11 protein-coding genes are annotated in these 16,243 nt (G+C 56.6%); 5 read left to right on the plus strand and 6 right to left on the minus strand.

Annotated features, from left to right (window positions below; translation table 11 throughout):
* The 6 genes from U2949_RS09235 to U2949_RS09260 all read right to left on the minus strand — a co-directional run.
* The coding region (locus U2949_RS09235) for a retention module-containing protein (protein ID WP_321287288.1) at positions 1-1,153 on the minus strand (1,153 nt) is incomplete at its 3' end.
* Positions 1,154-1,328: 175 nt separating this feature from the next.
* Positions 1,329-1,943 (minus strand): response regulator transcription factor, encoded by a 615-nt coding sequence (locus U2949_RS09240; protein WP_026484848.1) that lies wholly within the window; start codon positions 1,941-1,943, stop codon positions 1,329-1,331.
* A 108-nt stretch (positions 1,944-2,051) separates the two neighbouring features.
* Positions 2,052-3,338: an HlyD family type I secretion periplasmic adaptor subunit gene (locus U2949_RS09245; protein WP_230940577.1), complete on the minus strand. Its 1,287-nt coding sequence runs from the start codon at positions 3,336-3,338 to the stop codon at positions 2,052-2,054.
* Between the two features lie 71 nt (positions 3,339-3,409).
* Entirely contained in the window at positions 3,410-5,593 is a 2,184-nt protein-coding gene (locus U2949_RS09250) for a type I secretion system permease/ATPase (RefSeq protein ID WP_338129240.1), read from the minus strand.
* On the minus strand, positions 5,577-5,798 hold the full coding sequence (locus tag U2949_RS09255; protein ID WP_022983326.1) for a hypothetical protein: 222 nt from the start codon (positions 5,796-5,798) through the stop codon (positions 5,577-5,579). Before U2949_RS09255 ends, U2949_RS09250 begins: the two co-directional genes overlap by 17 nt.
* 43 nt (positions 5,799-5,841) lie before the next feature.
* Positions 5,842-7,359 carry a TolC family outer membrane protein gene (locus tag U2949_RS09260; RefSeq protein WP_080655586.1) on the minus strand — a complete coding sequence of 506 codons (1,518 nt, stop codon included), beginning with the start codon at positions 7,357-7,359 and terminating at the stop codon, positions 5,842-5,844.
* An 849-nt stretch (positions 7,360-8,208) separates the two neighbouring features.
* Here U2949_RS09260 and U2949_RS09265 point away from each other — a divergent pair.
* From U2949_RS09265 to U2949_RS09285, 5 genes are all read left to right on the plus strand, one after another.
* Positions 8,209-9,636 carry an NAD-dependent succinate-semialdehyde dehydrogenase gene (locus U2949_RS09265; protein WP_026484844.1) on the plus strand — a complete coding sequence of 476 codons (1,428 nt, stop codon included), beginning with the start codon at positions 8,209-8,211 and terminating at the stop codon, positions 9,634-9,636.
* Positions 9,637-9,742: 106 nt separating this feature from the next.
* Positions 9,743-10,396, plus strand: a complete 654-nt coding sequence (locus tag U2949_RS09270) for a TetR/AcrR family transcriptional regulator (protein WP_009462459.1) — start codon at positions 9,743-9,745, stop codon at positions 10,394-10,396.
* Positions 10,397-10,596: 200 nt separating this feature from the next.
* A complete protein-coding gene (locus U2949_RS09275; protein ID WP_321287291.1) occupies positions 10,597-12,942 on the plus strand; it encodes an acyl-CoA dehydrogenase in 2,346 nt (781 codons plus the stop codon).
* A complete protein-coding gene (locus U2949_RS09280; protein ID WP_022983329.1) occupies positions 12,939-14,234 on the plus strand; it encodes an acetyl-CoA C-acetyltransferase in 1,296 nt (431 codons plus the stop codon). The genes U2949_RS09275 and U2949_RS09280 overlap by 4 nt, the downstream gene beginning before the upstream one ends.
* Positions 14,231-16,174, plus strand: a complete 1,944-nt coding sequence (locus U2949_RS09285) for a 3-hydroxyacyl-CoA dehydrogenase NAD-binding domain-containing protein (protein ID WP_321287294.1) — start codon at positions 14,231-14,233, stop codon at positions 16,172-16,174. Before U2949_RS09280 ends, U2949_RS09285 begins: the two co-directional genes overlap by 4 nt.
* Positions 16,175-16,243: the final 69 nt, after the last annotated feature.

Raw genomic sequence — 16,243 nt, forward strand, 5'->3', positions numbered from 1 at the left:
CATCACCGAACAGTGGCTCAGTAATCGTGATCTCGGCTTCAGGCAGATCGGTCTGTACGTCGTAAGGCTTCTCGTCGGTAGCGGTTGTGGTGTTGCCAGCGTCGTCAGTCGTGGTGACTTTGGCTTCAACCTTGTCGTTGTTGACCAGCTCGGAACCAGGAACGTCCACGCTCCAGGTTTTGCCGTCCGGGTTGACGGTGGTTTCGTATTCTTTACCGCCGACGGTCACAGTGACCTTGTCGCCGGGTTTGACGTCTTTACCAACCGTACCAGTGATAGTTACATCACCTTCGGACTCTTCCTTATTGATGACGCCGTCTTCAGTAATGGAGTCGATCGTGATTTCAGCTTCTGGGGGCAGAGTGTCGACCGTGGTCGTGTCTTCGCCGCCGTTACCTGGGGTACCGACTTCATTGGTGTAGCTGCCGTCAGGCACTTTGACGGTGATTTCACCTTCGTAGTTCGGTGGGGGAACCAGCGTACCGGTCCAGGTCTTGGGATCTTTGTTGTCTGGTGTCAGACCTTCGATGCGACCGCCGCCGGTGACCACGATATCTTCGATATCAAAGCCAAATGGCACTTCAGTAAATGTGAAGGTAACGGTGCCGTCGTCATTGATCTTGACAGTAACGGAGGGAGGAACCAGAGGACCGGCCTCTTCTTCGTCAGTACCGCTGTAGCCACCCAGACGCACGTTTTCAACGGTAGGCACGCCAGGACGTGGGTATTCCAGGGCCAGAGGGCGAGTGGTTTCCACAATGCTGACCAGGCGGGTGAAGCTGCTGCCACCGCCTTCGCCACCACCGGTCAATACGGCAGCGGTTGGGTCAAGTTGGGAGAATGGGTCATCACCAGCTTCCAGTGCGGCCAACACAGCCGTAATGGCTGGGTCGTTCGGGTTGGCCAGAGCAGCGGCTACTGGGTCCACATCGGTTTCTGCGATATCGCCGCTGACCAGAAAGGAGCGATTATCGGAAATGGTCATCGATGGGCTGCCAGGGATCTCAAGCTCGACGCTGGCGCCGGTCTCGGTGATGATCTCGGCATTAACAGGGACGCGCATCCCTTCTTTGACAGCTACTTTGGAGCCATCGGCGGTACGGATCCATGCCGTACCTTCAACTCGTGTCACTAAAACAGTATCCAGTGCCATGACTGTCTGATTCCTAAAAAAAGACTGCCGCCAAGCAGCAGTCAGAAATGGACTTTCTTTGATCAGAGAATAGCGAGTTGGCCCGCTAGTCGATATTGGCGTCGCCGCCAGTTCGCTGTTTTATTTATTGTTATTGACCTTACTTAACAATACGAACGGGACGGCGAGCAGGGGTTCAGGCTATGCCGTGTACTTTTAGCGCCAACATCAAACGATCTGTTACATCCAGCTTTTCAAAAACAGCCTGAAGATGGGCGCGAACCGTTCTCTCGGTGATGCCCAGGTCTTTTGCAATCAGCTGATTGGAGTGGCCCAGCGAGGCGCGTTGCGCAACCTCGACTTCACGGCTGGTCAGGGTGCTTTCCCAGCCCACCTTGGGTTCCAGGCGACGGGTAACGTCGCTGAGCAAACGGCTCAGCAAGGACTCCCCAACCCAAACCTGCCCGCTAGCCACGTGGTCCAGCGCCTGCACCAGCAAAGGCGACGAGCTGTAGGCGTGAATGTAACCGCGAGCCCCCAGGGCCAGTACGGCCTGACCTTCGCTATCCAAAGGACGTGGGCTAGCGACAATAATCTTCATGCCCTGCACAGCCTTGGACCATTGGGGATGATTCCACAAAGCCAGGGCACTATCGACCACCACCAGATCACGCTGCTGTTGTTTCCAACGCAATAAATCGTCCATGCCCTGCCCTCTGGCGGGCAGCCAGGTGACCGAATCCAGATGACGCCAATGCTGCCACAACGCCTCATCGGCAGTCAGAAATAAAACCGAATTTACTTGTCGCATACCGCTTTTCCCTTACTGGTAACACGAGCTATATGCCATCAGCTCTTGGTCTGACTCGGGTGTTACACCTCTATCGTCAGCGCTACTCCCCCAACGGACCAATCAGCCTTAACGCTCTCTGAATGCGTTGGATCTGGCCCTGAGAATAGGTTTGAGTAAGTACTGCATAACAGTCCGCTTGCCGGTCATGATGTGCACTTCGGCCACCATACCGGGCAAGATTGGACGGTTATCGTCACCGACATACACCGTGTCCGTACGTACTTTAGCTATATAGAATGAATTGCCTTTTTCATCGGTAATGGTGTCGGCACTGGTCTGTTCCAGCACGCCGGGCAAGCCGCCATAAACAGCAAAGTCATAGGCGGTGAATTTGACCTCGGCAGTCTGGCCCGAGTGCAGAAACCCGATATCGCGCGGATTGATGCGCACTTCCAACAGCAGGGTGTCGTCAGTGGGCACGATTTCCAGAATGTCTTTACCGGGCTGCACCACACCGCCGACCGTATTGGCGGACAGGGTCTTGATGGTGCCGCGCACGGGCGAGCGCACTTCAGCCAGGCGCACACGGTCGGCCAGGGCACGTTGGCCTTGCTCCAGGGAAGCCAGCTTGGCACGTGTTTCAGCCAGTTCGGTACGGGCCTGATTGCGGAAGGTAATTTCCACCTCGCCAATCCGGTTCTGGGCTTCCTGAATCGAGGCCTGAATACGGCTGATCTGTGCCGTGGCCGCTTTCTGCTCACCGCAATAACGAGCCACATCACGCTGCAGACGCAGCAAATCCACTTCGGACACCGCCCCGCTTTTGAGCAAAGGACGTGTCATTTGCAGTTCTTGCGAGGTCAGCCCGCAACTGGACGCGGCCTGATCACGATTGGCCTGCGTCTCACGCAATTCTTGTTGACGCTGGTTCAACTGTTCCTGAGCCACTGAAATATTGGAGCGCAGCTCTTCGGTACGAGCCTGCCAGACGCGGCGTTCCATTTCTGCCAGATCAGGGGCTTTTTCCAGCACTTCACTGGGCATATCAAAGGGCTGATCGGCAGCAATCGCTTCCAGTCGAGCTGCCTTGGCCATCAAGGACAAGGACTCGGCTTCGTTCTCGCCCAAGGAGGACGAGGCACGGGTAGGATCGATACGCAACAGCACTTCGCCCGCTTCCACGGACTGGCCTGGCCGCACCAGAATTTCTTCCACCACACCACCGTCCAGACTTTGCACAATCTGGACCTGGCGAGATGGCACAACCTTGCCCTCGCCACGCACCACTTCATCAATACTGGCAAAACTGGCCCAGACAATCAGCAGGCTGATGGCCAGCAAGGTCAACCAGATCAGCAGCGTGGAGCCCCGTACATCTTGGTAACGAGCCGTCCACGATGCGTTTTTGAGCATATTGCTACCAGGAGGCGGAGAATTGGTGTCCTGGAGTTGTGCACGCACCCAATTGGTCAGGTTCTTTATCTTCATGCTGCACTCCGGGCCTTACCAATCTGCCCACTACGCAAAGCGGCAATGACCTGATCCTTAGGACCATCCGCCACAATACGCCCCATATCCATCACGATCAGGCGATCCACCAGCTCCAGCAAGGCGGTGCGGTGGGTCACAAGCACAACTGTCTTGCCCTCACATTCTTTATGCAGGCTGCGACGCAAGGCCGATTCGCTCTGGTTATCCATATTGCTGCTGGGTTCATCCAGCAACAGAATGGACGGGTTACCGATCAAGGCACGAGCCACGGCGATAGCCTGACGCTGACCACCCGAGAGGGATTCGCCGCGTTCACCAATCATCATGTCGTAGCCATCAGGATGGCGTCGTGCGAAATCATCCACCCCCGCCTGACGAGCCGCCGCCAACATTTGATCGTCGGTTGCGTAAGGTGTACCCATCAACAAATTATGTTTCAAGGTGCCATAGAACAGCGTGGGGTCCTGCGAGACATAACCCATGGAGCGGCGCACGTCTGCCGGGTCAATCTGCTGGCTATCAATGCCATCGAGCACAACGGTGCCACCCGTCGGTTTGTACAGACCCAGAATCAGCTTGGACAAAGTGGTTTTGCCGGAGCCAATACGGCCGATAATCCCTATCTTCTCGCCAGCCTTCAAGGAAAAACTGACCTTATCCAGCACGTTCTGATTGGTGCCGGGATAGCTGAAACTGACGTTACGGAACTCGATAGAGCCTTCCAGATAAGGACGCGGCACAAAGTGACGCTCTTCAGGATGCTCTACCGGCATATTCATGTACGAATCCACCGAACCCAAGGAGGTACGTGCATTCTGATACTGCATCATCAAGCCAGCCACTTGCCCCAAAGGAGCCAGGCAACGGCCTGCAATCATGGAGGAAGCAATAATGCCCCCCATGGACAATTTGGTTTCCTGAACCAGATACACCCCGATGATCACCACGCTGATGGTGACCATCTGCTGCAGCATCTGCACCGTGTTCACGGTCAGGGTGGAAGTCATCTTGATGCGCGCACCCTGACGAGCCAGGTATTCGGTGGACTGCTCCCAGTCGCGCTGCGCATTGCTTTGCGCATTCAGGACCTTCAAGGTTTCCATACCAGCCAGGGATTCGACCAGGCCGGCGTTACGCTGGGCAGCAGCCTGGAAGGTCTGTTTGGTCAGGCGTTCCATACGTGCCTGAGCAAACCAGGAAATACCCAGAATGATCACAATGGCCACAACGGGCGGGATCAGCATCCAGGGCGAGATCCAGGCCAGCACAGCCAAAAACAGCAGCACAAATGGCAAATCGACCAGTGTCGTCAAACTGGCCGAAGCGATAAAGTCGCGCACCGATTCAAAGGAGCGCAGATTGGCAGCAAAAGAGCCCACCGACGGCGGTCGGTTCTCCATGCGCAAGTCCAGCACCCGCTCCATAATCCGTGCGGACAACTGAATATCTACCCGTTTACTAGCGGCATCAACCACATAGGCCCGCACACTGGAGAGCACCATGTTCATGACCAGCACCAGCCCGATCCCGATCGACAGCACCCACAGAGTTTCAATCGCTTTATTGGGAACCACCCGGTCGTACACGTTCATGGTGTAGAGCGGAATGGCCAGCGCAAACAGGTTGATCAGCAAGGCAGCGCCAATGGCGTCGCGATACAGACGCCAGTTTTGCACCACAGCTGTCCAGAACCAGTGCTTGCCCTTCATGGGGGCCACACCATCTTTGGCACGCGCTTCGACGCGGAAATCCGGCTGCACCACGGCCAACAGCCCGGAGTACTGCGCTTGCAGATCTTCCAGGCTGATTTCGCTGGGGCTACCACTTTCCGGGAAATGCACCCGGGCACGTTCTTCTTCCAGGCCCAACAAGACACATGCCCGGTTATTGTTCAGCAACAAAATAACCGGGAACAGATTGGTGTCGAGTTCGGTAAAGGCGCGGCGCCACACTCGGGCCGTGCAATGACCACGCGCGGCCGCTCGACTGAGCAAGGCAGGCGTCAAACGCCCACGCTGCAAAGGCAAGCCTGCAGACAAGTGCTGCGGCGTGCAAGGATTACCGTGGATACGGGTAATCTCTGCCAGGCAGGTCAGAAGAGGATCATCATGCGTCAGATGAGGCGGGATACTGTATTGCCCGCTTGCTTGTGTCGTGCTGTCAGATGAGTGGTTCATCGTCATTAATCAAATCCAGCGAATCCCGCAGGCGTTGACGGGTACGTTTGCGCTCGTTCAATTTGGCCAAGGCCTGGGGAGGCAGATCAGTCATACGAAGCACACCGTTAGCAACCAGTGCATCAATCAAATCCTCCAGCACTCGGATAAAACTGGCATCCGAGACTGAGAGCTCTTGTTTGTAGTCATCTTCGTTCTGACTCATACGTGCCTCCCTTCACTATCCAATAACGCCAAGAAGCAGCTACTTACAGCCCGGCTGGTTTCTCGCGCAGGACTGGCGGAGCCATCCCGTCGCGGTAATCAACAGAAACCGGGGTCAGGTTGCTGGTATCTGGAACAGGCGTCATGCATGCCTTGAATGCCTCTTCGGGGAAGTCCAGCTTGGCGGCTTCTTCAGGCTGCTCCGAGTAAGGCTGGGACAGGCCAACTGCCGACACCAGACGGTGCGACAAGGTCAGCCAACGGTATTCGGCTTGTTGCAGGTCGTAAGTGGCATTGGCCAGAGCACGACGCGCATCAAACAGTTCGTTCTCCGTATCCAGCAAATCCAGCAAGGAGCGCTGACCGATCTGGAATTGCTGCATGTAAGCAACGCGGACCTTGGACGTAGCCAGTTCGTGTTGTTTCAGGAATGGCAGCTGAGCACGCAGGCGCTCGATATTGTTCCAGGCCACGGCCAGATCCTGCTGTACGTTACGGCAGGTGTAATCGCGCACGTCGCGGGCAGCGTATTGCTGAGCCGTGGTTTGACGGATGCGCGCAGCATCGGCACCACCACGGAACAGGTTGTACGACAGCATCAACTGCACGTTGCTGCTTTGCGAATCGCGGTAAGCGGAACCTGGCGGATCGCTTTTGTCCTTACCGGTAGCTGCACGCAGTTCAAGCGTAGGCGACATGCGGCCTTGAGCCACGTGTTTGCCCGACTCAGCAGCTTGATACAAGGCCTGCTTGGCCAAAATCACAGGGCTGGTGCGCAAGGATGGCAAGAAGTCGGTGGTATTGGCAGGAATCGACTCGCTCAGGCTAGGGGCTGCCTGCATGACTTCAGGAGCAGCCACACCCACAATGCGACGGTAGCGTTGCAGCACGTCGTTCAGGTTGCCAGCCTCGGTCATCATGTTGCTTTGAGCCAGGGACTGGCGGCCATAAGCTTGTTCCAGGTCCACACCACGGCCCACGCCGGATGCCGAACGTTCCTGAATCTGGCTCAGGATGTTCATGTGCATGCCGTAGTTTTCACGGGCCAGCTTTTCCATTTCGCGGTAACGCAGCACATCGATGTGGGCGTTGGCCGCTTCCAGAGCCAGGGAATCTACCGAAGCCAGCAGCTCGTAGTAGGTAGCCAGTTTTTCGTAACCCAACTGACGAACCTGGTTGATCGAGGAGAAACCATCAAAAATCAACTGACGCAGTTGCAGGCTGTAGCCGCTGCGGGACCAGTCGGTAGACGGAGCACCAGAGGTGCTGCCACGCCACTCTTTGCCAACCCAACCCTGGGCATTGACCTCGGGCAACAGGGCGCCACGGCCAACGTTCTGACCTTCAAGCGCAGACTGGAAATCCTGGAAGCGAGCACCAAGTTCAGGATTGGACATAATTGCCCGCTCAATGCTGTCCTTGAAGCTCAAGCTGTTTTCCTGCTGGGCAAGCGCTGGTTGCGCCAGCAGTAGCGCTGTCAGCAGCGCACTTACCGTTAGAGTTTTCTTACCACGCACGTCGGCCTCCGTAAGATCCTGTGCCGCGTTCGCAACAGACGTCATTACGTCAGCGTTGCAACGCATTGCCAGATCAAATTTAAGTACAAAAATGAAAGAAGAATGGGTTCGGTGTGTCGCTCAAACAAAGCGAAAGAAACACCACCCGAGGGCCCAACACCTATGTATTGCACATGGGCTTTACACCTAAGACTGGTAAGTACATCGCCAGCCGCAGCAGTATGTTCATAATGGACCGGGGCAAGACAAGGCGGAGCTACAGGCTTCTGACCTGTATTCTTGGAGCATAACCTTGTGTCTGATTGTGACTGTTTACGTGACGCATAGTGAAACTCATCCCGTAGATCACGGGACAAATTGTATCTTAGATTACAAGGGGCTTCGTGGACGACAATGTTAAAAATGATAAATAGCCTGTGATAAAAAAGGCAACAATACACTGAAATTAAACGATTTCGGGCGATTAGGCGCTTAACCAATAACTGTTGCGCTTATCCCACGTGGCGCGATCGTTGGTAATAATCTACAAAAAACTTTCACCTTAATAAGCATTTAGGTTACATCAAGATGAAACCAGGTTATCAACAGGGGATAAAATTATTTTCATTGTTAAAAATATAACAATCACTCACATGCAGAATGCTGCACTTGTAACGATTTCTTATTGCAGCTTGATGTCGGCTTCCATCTCTTTTTCAGGCCTTCAAAAAGAGGTCTGAAATCAAAAACTTATAACGATTGCTTGAAGAGCTCCCTGTTTCGCGCCCGTTTGTTGCTTCTCTGAACAATCCGTTGCTGCAATATCCACCGCCCACGCTTGTCCCGTTTCTGCTCGCCCGATACCATCGAACGGTACGTATTTAGTTAGCAACACAGACAACTTGGAGGCCGTTCATGTATCAACACCTGGCCCTGTATATCAATGGTCAATTTCTGGATGGACAAGGTCGCCAGACCCAGGCCGTCATCAATCCTGCCAATGGCAGCACCTTGGGCCAACTGCCGCTGGCATCTCTGGCGGATCTGGACGCGGCTCTGAACGCCGCCCAGGACGCGTTCAAAAGCTGGCGTCACAGCTCGCCCATGGATCGCAGCGCGATCCTGCGCAAGGTCGCGGAACTGTCGCGTGAGCGCGCCCAGGAAATTGGCCGCAATCTGACACTGGATCAAGGCAAGCCCTTGGCCGAGGCGGTAGGCGAAATCATGTCCTGCGCGGACCATGCGGATTGGCACGCCGAGGAGTGCCGCCGTATTTATGGCCGCGTCATCCCCGCCCGCAACCCCAAAGTGCAGCAAATGGTTCTGCGCGAGCCCATCGGGGTCTGCGCCGCCTTTACGCCATGGAACTTTCCCTACAACCAGGCCATTCGCAAAATCTGCGCGGCTATCGGTGCTGGGTGCACGATTATTCTGAAAGGCCCCGAGGACTCTCCCAGTGCGGTCATGGCTATTGCCCAAGCCTTTCATGATGCGGGCCTGCCTCCGGGTGTGCTGAATATTGTCTGGGGTGTGCCACAGGAGGTGTCGGACTACCTGATCCGCTCGCCCATCGTGCGTAAAGTCTCCTTTACCGGATCTGTACCTGTAGGCAAGCAACTGGCTGCACTGGCCGGTGCCCATATGAAACGCATCACCATGGAATTGGGCGGTCACTCGCCTGTGCTGGTCCTGCCTGATGCCGATGTAGCCCGCGCTGCTCGTCAGCTGGCTCGTTTCAAAATTCGCAATGCTGGTCAGGTGTGCATTTCGCCCACGCGTTTTTATATCCACGACGATATCTACACTGCATTTGTGGACCGTTTCACCGAAGAACTGGCCAATGTAAAAGTGGGCGATGGTCTGGACCCGGATACGCAAATGGGGCCCTTAGCTCACGAGCGCCGCCTACCCATGATGCAAAAGTTTGTCGACAACGCCCGTTCTCTGGGTGGCAAAGTGTTGCTTGGAGGTGAACAGATCAAGCGCGATGGTTTCTTTTTCTCGCCCACGGTGCTGACGGATTTGCCCGACGATGCACTGGTCATGACCGAGGAGCCATTTGGCCCCATCGCCCCCTTGACGCGCTACAGCGATCTGGACGATGCCATCGCCCGTGCCAACAGTCTGCCCTACGGTTTGTCGGCCTATGCCTTTACGCAATCCTTGCAAGACGCACATCGACTGGGCACCGAACTGGAATCCGGTATGGTCAATATCAATCACTTCGGCAGTTCCCTGCCCGAGACTCCGTTTGGCGGCGTCAAGGACAGTGGCATTGGCAGCGAAGGCGGTGCAGAAACTTTTGACGGATACTTAGTCACCAAATTTGTAACCCAGATCTAAGACTGGCTCCTGGCCCCGCTTTGCGGGGCTAGGGTGAACCCCTACTGTACTAACTGCGCATTCCCGTTACATTATTCAAACACTCGTTTGAAATTAGGAAATAACGGTGAAACGCTCTGATCGGACACAGTCCGCCATTCTCGATGCAGCCGAACATCTTTTCGCGCTGTATGGCCACGAAAATACCTCCATGCGCCAGATTACGGCGCAAGCCAAGGTGAACCTGTCGGCTGTCAATTATCACTTTGGCAGTAAAGACGGACTGACACAGGCCGTGTTCCAGCGCCGCCTGAACAGCATCAATCAAGAGCGCCTGGAAAAGCTGGCGTTTTATCGCCAGCAAGCCGGTGAAGGTCCTTTGAAAGCATCCCAGGTGGTGGATGCCTTTTTTGGCCCACTGATCCGCCTGGCGGGTTCAGGCAACGGCGCCCCACGCTCGTTTATTCCTTTGCCGGGGCAGGACCGCCCGGCGCCGCAGGATTTCATTCAGTCCATCTGTTGGGACGAACAAGTCGCCATCTTCCTGCCCTTCAAGCAGGCTTTGCATGAAGCTCTGCCTACCGTGCCTGAAGAAGAAATCATCTGGCGATTCCATTTCATGCTGGGTGCCACCTCTTATGCCTTGATGGGCACCCAATCACTGCGTCGGGCTTTGCAATTACCCCTTAGCGACAGCCCGGAAAGTGAGCAACAACTGCAACAGCGCTTGATGAGTTTCCTGCTGGGTGGATTACGAGCTCCTTTACCCGCCAGCACCTGAGCTGAACGGTCCTGACCACCAAGCTACACCAAGGTGAACCACGCCCCCCCCTTTTAGGGGCAGCAAGTCGAAGGTGCAGCGTGGGGGTATTTTTTACCGCCGGGCCGCTCCCAAGGTAAAAAGCGCCCCCTCGGGGGGCAGCAAGCCGAAGGCGCAGCGTGGGGGCATTTTTTTCTTTTCTGAGCTAGTCCGGAGTTGCTATGTTTGTGACCTTGCTATTGATAGTGCTAGTGCTTGGCTGCGTCTACGTTCTCAAAAACCGGAATCTACGCACCAAGTGGCTAAGCCGCCCAATCTACCGCGCCTTTTCCAGCGTTCTGCCTGCCATGTCCCAAACCGAGCGCGATGCGCTGGAAGCAGGTACGGTCTGGTGGGAAAGTGAGCTGTTCCGCGGCAAACCCAACTGGAATACCCTGAGCTCTTATCCGGCCTACCGGCTCACCGATGAAGAGCGCCAGTTCATGGACAATGAAGTCAATGTGGCTTGCGCCATGATTGACGACTGGCAAGTCAGCCAGGAAGACTTCGACATGCCTGCCGAGGTCTGGAACTACCTGAAAGAAAACCGCTTCTTCAGCCTGATTATTCCCAAGGAATACGGCGGTCGCGGTTTTTCGGCGCAAGCGCACTCGGCGGTTGTCGCCAAGCTCTCCACCCGTAACTCGGCCTTGTCCGTCTCGGTCATGGTGCCCAACTCGCTGGGCCCGGCAGAACTGCTACTGCACTACGGTACCGACGAGCAGAAACAACACTATCTGCCCCGCCTGGCTGATGGCCGTGACATCCCCGCTTTCGCACTGACCAGCCCTTGGGCCGGGTCGGATGCCGCTTCCATTCCTGACGTAGGGATTGTCTGCAAAGGCGAATGGGAAGGTCAGGAAGTGCTGGGCATGCGCGTCACCTGGGACAAGCGCTACATCACGCTGGCTCCAGTTTGCACCTTGTTGGGTCTGGCCTTCCGCCTTTATGACCCGGACGGTTTGCTGGGCGGCGAAAAAGACATTGGCATTACCTGCGCCCTGGTTCCAAGCGACCACCCCGGCGTGGACACTGGCCGTCGCCACTTCCCCTTGAACGCCATGTTCATGAACGGCCCCACCCGTGGCAAAGACGTGTTCATGCCGCTGGAGTTCATCATTGGTGGCCCCGCCATGGCTGGCCAGGGCTGGCGCATGTTGATGGAATGTCTGGCTGCTGGCCGCTCCATCTCTCTACCCTCCTCCTTTACTGGCATGGCCAAGCTGACCAGCCGCGCCGTGGGCGGTTACTCCGCCGTCCGTACCCAATTTCGCAGCGCCATCAGCAAGTTTGAAGGCGTGGAAGAGGCTCTGGCCCGTATCGCAGGACACACTTACGCCATGGATGCGGCCCGCACCATGACGGCAGCCGCCGTGGACCTGGGCGAGAAACCTTCCGTGGTCTCGGCCATCGTCAAATACCATGTGACCGAGCGTGGCCGCATTGTCGTGAACGATGGTATGGATGTCATTGGTGGTAAAGGTATTTGCCTTGGCCCATCAAACTTCCTGGGCCGTGCTTACCAACAGATCCCCGTCGGTATTACGGTGGAAGGCGCCAATATTCTGACGCGCAGCCTGATCATCTTCGGCCAAGGCGCGATCCGTTGCCATCCTTTCATCCTTGAAGAGATGACAGCCGCCCTGAACCCTGACCGCGAAGCCGGTTTGCGTAAATTTGATCAGGCTTTCTGGGCGCACATCCGCTACACACTGGCCAATACAGGCCGCTCCTTCTGGCTGGGCCTGGGTGGCTGGCGCTTGCTAAGTGGCCCTACTGGCACCTCCAAGGCCATGCACACCTACTACAGCCAGGCCAGCCGTTACAGTGCTGCTTTCTCCCTGCTGGCCGATGCCTCCATGCTGGTTCTGGGTGGTTCCCTGAAAATGCGCGAGCGCCTGTCCTCGCGTCTGGGGGATGTGCTGTCCGAACTGTACATGCTAAGCGCCGTGCTCAAGCGTTACCAAGACGAAGGTCGTCAACAGGAAGATGCACCTTTGGCTCACTGGGCGGCTCAAGACGCCTTGATGCGCGCTCAACACGCTCTGGACAAAGTACTGGAGAACTTCCCGAACCGTCCTTTGGCGGCCGTGCTGCGCTTCCTGGTCTTTCCTCTGGGTCTGCGCCGTCTGGGCCCTGATGACAAGCTGGACCACACTGTTGCCAAACTTTTGACCAAGCCCGGCGCCACTCGTGATCGCCTGACTTACGACACCTACCTGCCTGACGACGATATGGAACCGGTCGGTGCCATTGAAGCGGCCCTGCTGGCTTCGCTTAACACCCGCGATATTGACGCCAAAATCCGTCAGTTCGAGAAAAGCGGTCAATTGCAGGACAACCCCAAAGCCAACGTACGCGATCTGGCCGAAGCAGTCTTCCAGGCAGGTGGCATCACCGCCCAGGAATACGAGCAAATCCAGGCCCGCGACATCATGCGTGATCGCGTTATTGCCGTGGATGATTTCCCCTTCGATTTGCGTCGGGAAAATCCTGCCGCTGAAGCCGCCAGTGGGAGCCAAGCATGAGTTTTCAACCGGTCTATATTATTGACGGCGCACGCAGCCCGTTTCTGAAAGCGCGTAATGCGCCCGGCCCCTTCTCTGCTGGAGATCTGGCCGTGCAAACGGGTCGCGAGCTGTTGCTGCGCCAACCCTTTGAGGCCCCGCAGCTAAGCGAGGTCATCCTGGGTTGCGCCGCCCCCTCGCCCGATGAAACCAATATCGGCCGGGTTCTGGGTCTGCGTCTGGGCACAGGCCACAAAGTGCCGGGCTGGACCGTGATGCGTAACTGCGCTTCGGGTATGCAAGCACTGGACTCGGGCGTACAGGCCATACAAACCGGCCGCTCGGATCTGGTGCTGGCCGGTGGCGTTGACGCGCTGTCTCACGCCCCCATCCTGTTCAGCGACGACATGGTGCGCTGGCTGGCCACCTGGGGCAAAGCGCGTAGCCTGGGTGCACGACTGAAAGCGCTGCGCAGTCTGCGTCTGTCCTATCTGAAACCAGTGATCGGCCTGCTTAAAGGGCTGACTGATCCCGTCGTTGGCCTGTCCATGGGGCAGACCGCTGAAATTCTGGCGCACGAGTTTGGTATCAGCCGTCAGGATATGGACGAGTTTGCGGCCCGCAGTCACCGTCTGGCTTTGCGTGCTCAGCAAGAAAACGCTTTTGAAGAAATCGTGCCGTTAAGCGACACGCGCGGTAATAACTACCCGCAAGATGATGGCGTACGCGAAGACTCCACGCCAGAGAAACTGGCCAAGCTGCGTCCGGTCTTTGATCCGCCTTGGGGCAATATCACGGCCGGCAATAGCTCACAGGTGACCGATGGCGCTGCCCTGCTGATTCTGGCCAGCGAAGCCGCCGTCAAGGAACATCAGCTCAAACCCATTGGCCGCATTGTGGATGCGCAATGGGCTGGCCTGGATCCGGCCACCATGGGCCTGGGCCCTGTTTTCGCCGCGACGCCTATTTTGGAGCGCAACCGTCTGGCCCTCAATGGCCCGGACTTGTGGGAAATCAACGAGGCTTTTGCAGCACAGGTACTAGCATGTCGTGCTGCATGGGACAACCAGGAGTGGTGTCAAAAACATCTGGGTCGTGATGCTTTGGGTTTGCTGGATATGGACAAGCTCAATGTGGACGGTGGCGCCATTGCGATCGGCCACCCGGTGGGTGCCTCCGGGGCCCGAATTGTGCTGCATTGCTTGAATGCCCTGCGTCGTCGCAACTTGCGTCTGGGCATGGCCGCTATTTGTATTGGCGGCGGACAAGGCGGCGCCATGCTGATCGAATCGCTGCAAGGAACTGAATCATGATGCCCGTCGCTACCCTGGATTTGCAAAACTTCACGCTGTACACGGACGATCAGCAAATTGCCTGGCTGAAAATCGATTGTGTGGGCAGCTCGGTCAATCGACTCTCGGCAGCCGTTCTACAGGAGCTGAACCAGGCGCTGGACTACCTGAGCAGCCATCCTCCTAAAGCACTGATCATTTACTCCGGCAAAGCTGCCGGTTTTATAGCCGGTGCGGACATTGACGAGTTTTCCGAACACAACAACAACCCTGAAAAGGGCTTGGCACTGGTCACACGCGGCTGGACCGTCTTCAACAAGCTGGCCAAGCAGAGCTACCCCACGTTGGCGCTGGTACAAGGCCACTGCCTGGGCGGTGGTCTGGAGCTGGCCCTGGCATGCCGTTATTGCCTGGCCGTAGATCAGGACGATACACGCCTGGCTCTGCCTGAAGTGATGCTGGGTATTTTCCCCGGTTGGGGCGGCATGTTGCGCTTGCCTGAATATATAGGCCCTGCCGCCGCCATGGACTTGATGCTGAGCGGCAAAAGCGTGGATGCTCGCAAGGCCGCCCGTCTGGGTATGGTCGATGCCTGCGTTCCCGTCCGTCTGGCCAAGCAAGCTGCTATCAAACAGGTGCTCAGTGGCAAGAAGCCGCGTCGCGCCAAGGGTCTGCCACGCCTGATGAATACCAAGCTGCTACGCCCCCTGGTTGCTAATCAGGTACGCAAGCAGTTGGCAAAGCGCGATCCCTATCAGCACTATCAGGCGCCCCGCGCCATCCTGGAGATCTGGGAAAAGCACAACGGCAATGCCTTGAAGGCACCCGAGCTGATCGAACAAATCACCCGCTCCAACACCGCAGCCAATCTGCTGCGTGTCTTCCATTTGCAAGAGCGTCTGAAAAGCGTAGGCAAGCATTCGTCGACTCAGGAGATCAAGCATATTCACGTGGTCGGTGCTGGTGTCATGGGGGGCGATATTGCCGCCGTATGTGCGCTGAAAGGCATGCGTGTGACGCTGCAGGATCAGGACCGCAAGCGTATCGCCCAGGCACAAGGTCGTGCCGCCAAGCTGTTCCAGCGCCGTCTCAAAGACCGCAGGCTGGTACAAGCCGCCTTGGACCGATTGATCCCGGACCCGGACGGCCACGGCATCCCGTCGGCAGATCTGGTTCTGGAGGCCATTTTCGAGAACGTCGATGCCAAGCGCAGCCTGTACGCCACCATTGAGCCCTTGCTAAAGCCCGGTGCTGTGCTGGCGACAAACACCTCCAGCCTGCCCCTGTCCGAGCTCAGCCTGAACCTGATCAATCCGGAACGACTGGTGGGCATTCACTTCTTTAACCCGGTCTCTCGTATGCCCTTGGTTGAAGTGGTGGAAAGCGAGTTACTGGCCCCGGAAGTGCGCAGCGCTGCCTACGCCTTTGTGAACCAGATTGGCAAGCTGCCCTTGCCCGTTAAAGACAGCCCCGGCTTTCTGGTCAATGCGGTCCTGGCTCCCTATATGTTGGAAGCCATGCGCTGCGTGGACGAGGGGCTGGACCCGGCCACCGTGGACAAAGCCATGGTGCAATTCGGTATGCCTATGGGCCCGCTTGAGTTGGCCGACACCGTGGGCCTGGATATTGCCCGTGATGCAGGCGCACAACTTAGCCAGCAGGCGGCCATGCCAGCCTGCCTGAAAACCCATCTGGATCGTCAGGAACTGGGTCGCAAAACAGGCCAGGGTTTCTACACCTGGAAAGATGGCAAAGCCCAGAAATCCCCTGCAGGAACAGTCCCAAGCGGTCTGGCAGATCGCTTGATTAAACCGCTGATCGAACAGACCGAACACCAGGTTCGCATCGGTGTTGTGGAGAACGACGATCTGGCTGATGCAGGCGTGATTTTCGGTACCGGCTTCGCTCCATTCAGAGGGGGCCCTCTGCATTACAAAGCAACACAAAAACAACGCAATTAGTTCGGATTGGCACAAATACCTATACGCCGATTGGCCTAGGTCATGCACCATAGAAAACAAACAGGTGTT

This window comes from Alcaligenes phenolicus (assembly GCF_032063905.1).
Lineage (GTDB): Bacteria > Pseudomonadota > Gammaproteobacteria > Burkholderiales > Burkholderiaceae_B > Alcaligenes > Alcaligenes phenolicus.

Bases quoted from the DNA above. Each gene is read 5' to 3' on its own strand.
- U2949_RS09280 (WP_022983329.1), top strand. From the start codon at position 12,939: ATGAGTTTTCAACCGGTCTATATTATTGACGGCGCACGCAGCCCGTTT.
- U2949_RS09285 (WP_321287294.1), top strand. From the start codon at position 14,231: ATGATGCCCGTCGCTACCCTGGATTTGCAAAACTTCACGCTGTACACG.
- U2949_RS09245 (WP_230940577.1), bottom strand. From the start codon at position 3,338: ATGCTCAAAAACGCATCGTGGACGGCTCGTTACCAAGATGTACGGGGC.
- U2949_RS09265 (WP_026484844.1), top strand. From the start codon at position 8,209: ATGTATCAACACCTGGCCCTGTATATCAATGGTCAATTTCTGGATGGA.
- U2949_RS09240 (WP_026484848.1), bottom strand. From the start codon at position 1,943: ATGCGACAAGTAAATTCGGTTTTATTTCTGACTGCCGATGAGGCGTTG.
- U2949_RS09275 (WP_321287291.1), top strand. From the start codon at position 10,597: ATGTTTGTGACCTTGCTATTGATAGTGCTAGTGCTTGGCTGCGTCTAC.
- U2949_RS09250 (WP_338129240.1), bottom strand. From the start codon at position 5,593: ATGAACCACTCATCTGACAGCACGACACAAGCAAGCGGGCAATACAGT.
- U2949_RS09255 (WP_022983326.1), bottom strand. From the start codon at position 5,798: ATGAGTCAGAACGAAGATGACTACAAACAAGAGCTCTCAGTCTCGGAT.
- U2949_RS09260 (WP_080655586.1), bottom strand. From the start codon at position 7,359: ATGACGTCTGTTGCGAACGCGGCACAGGATCTTACGGAGGCCGACGTG.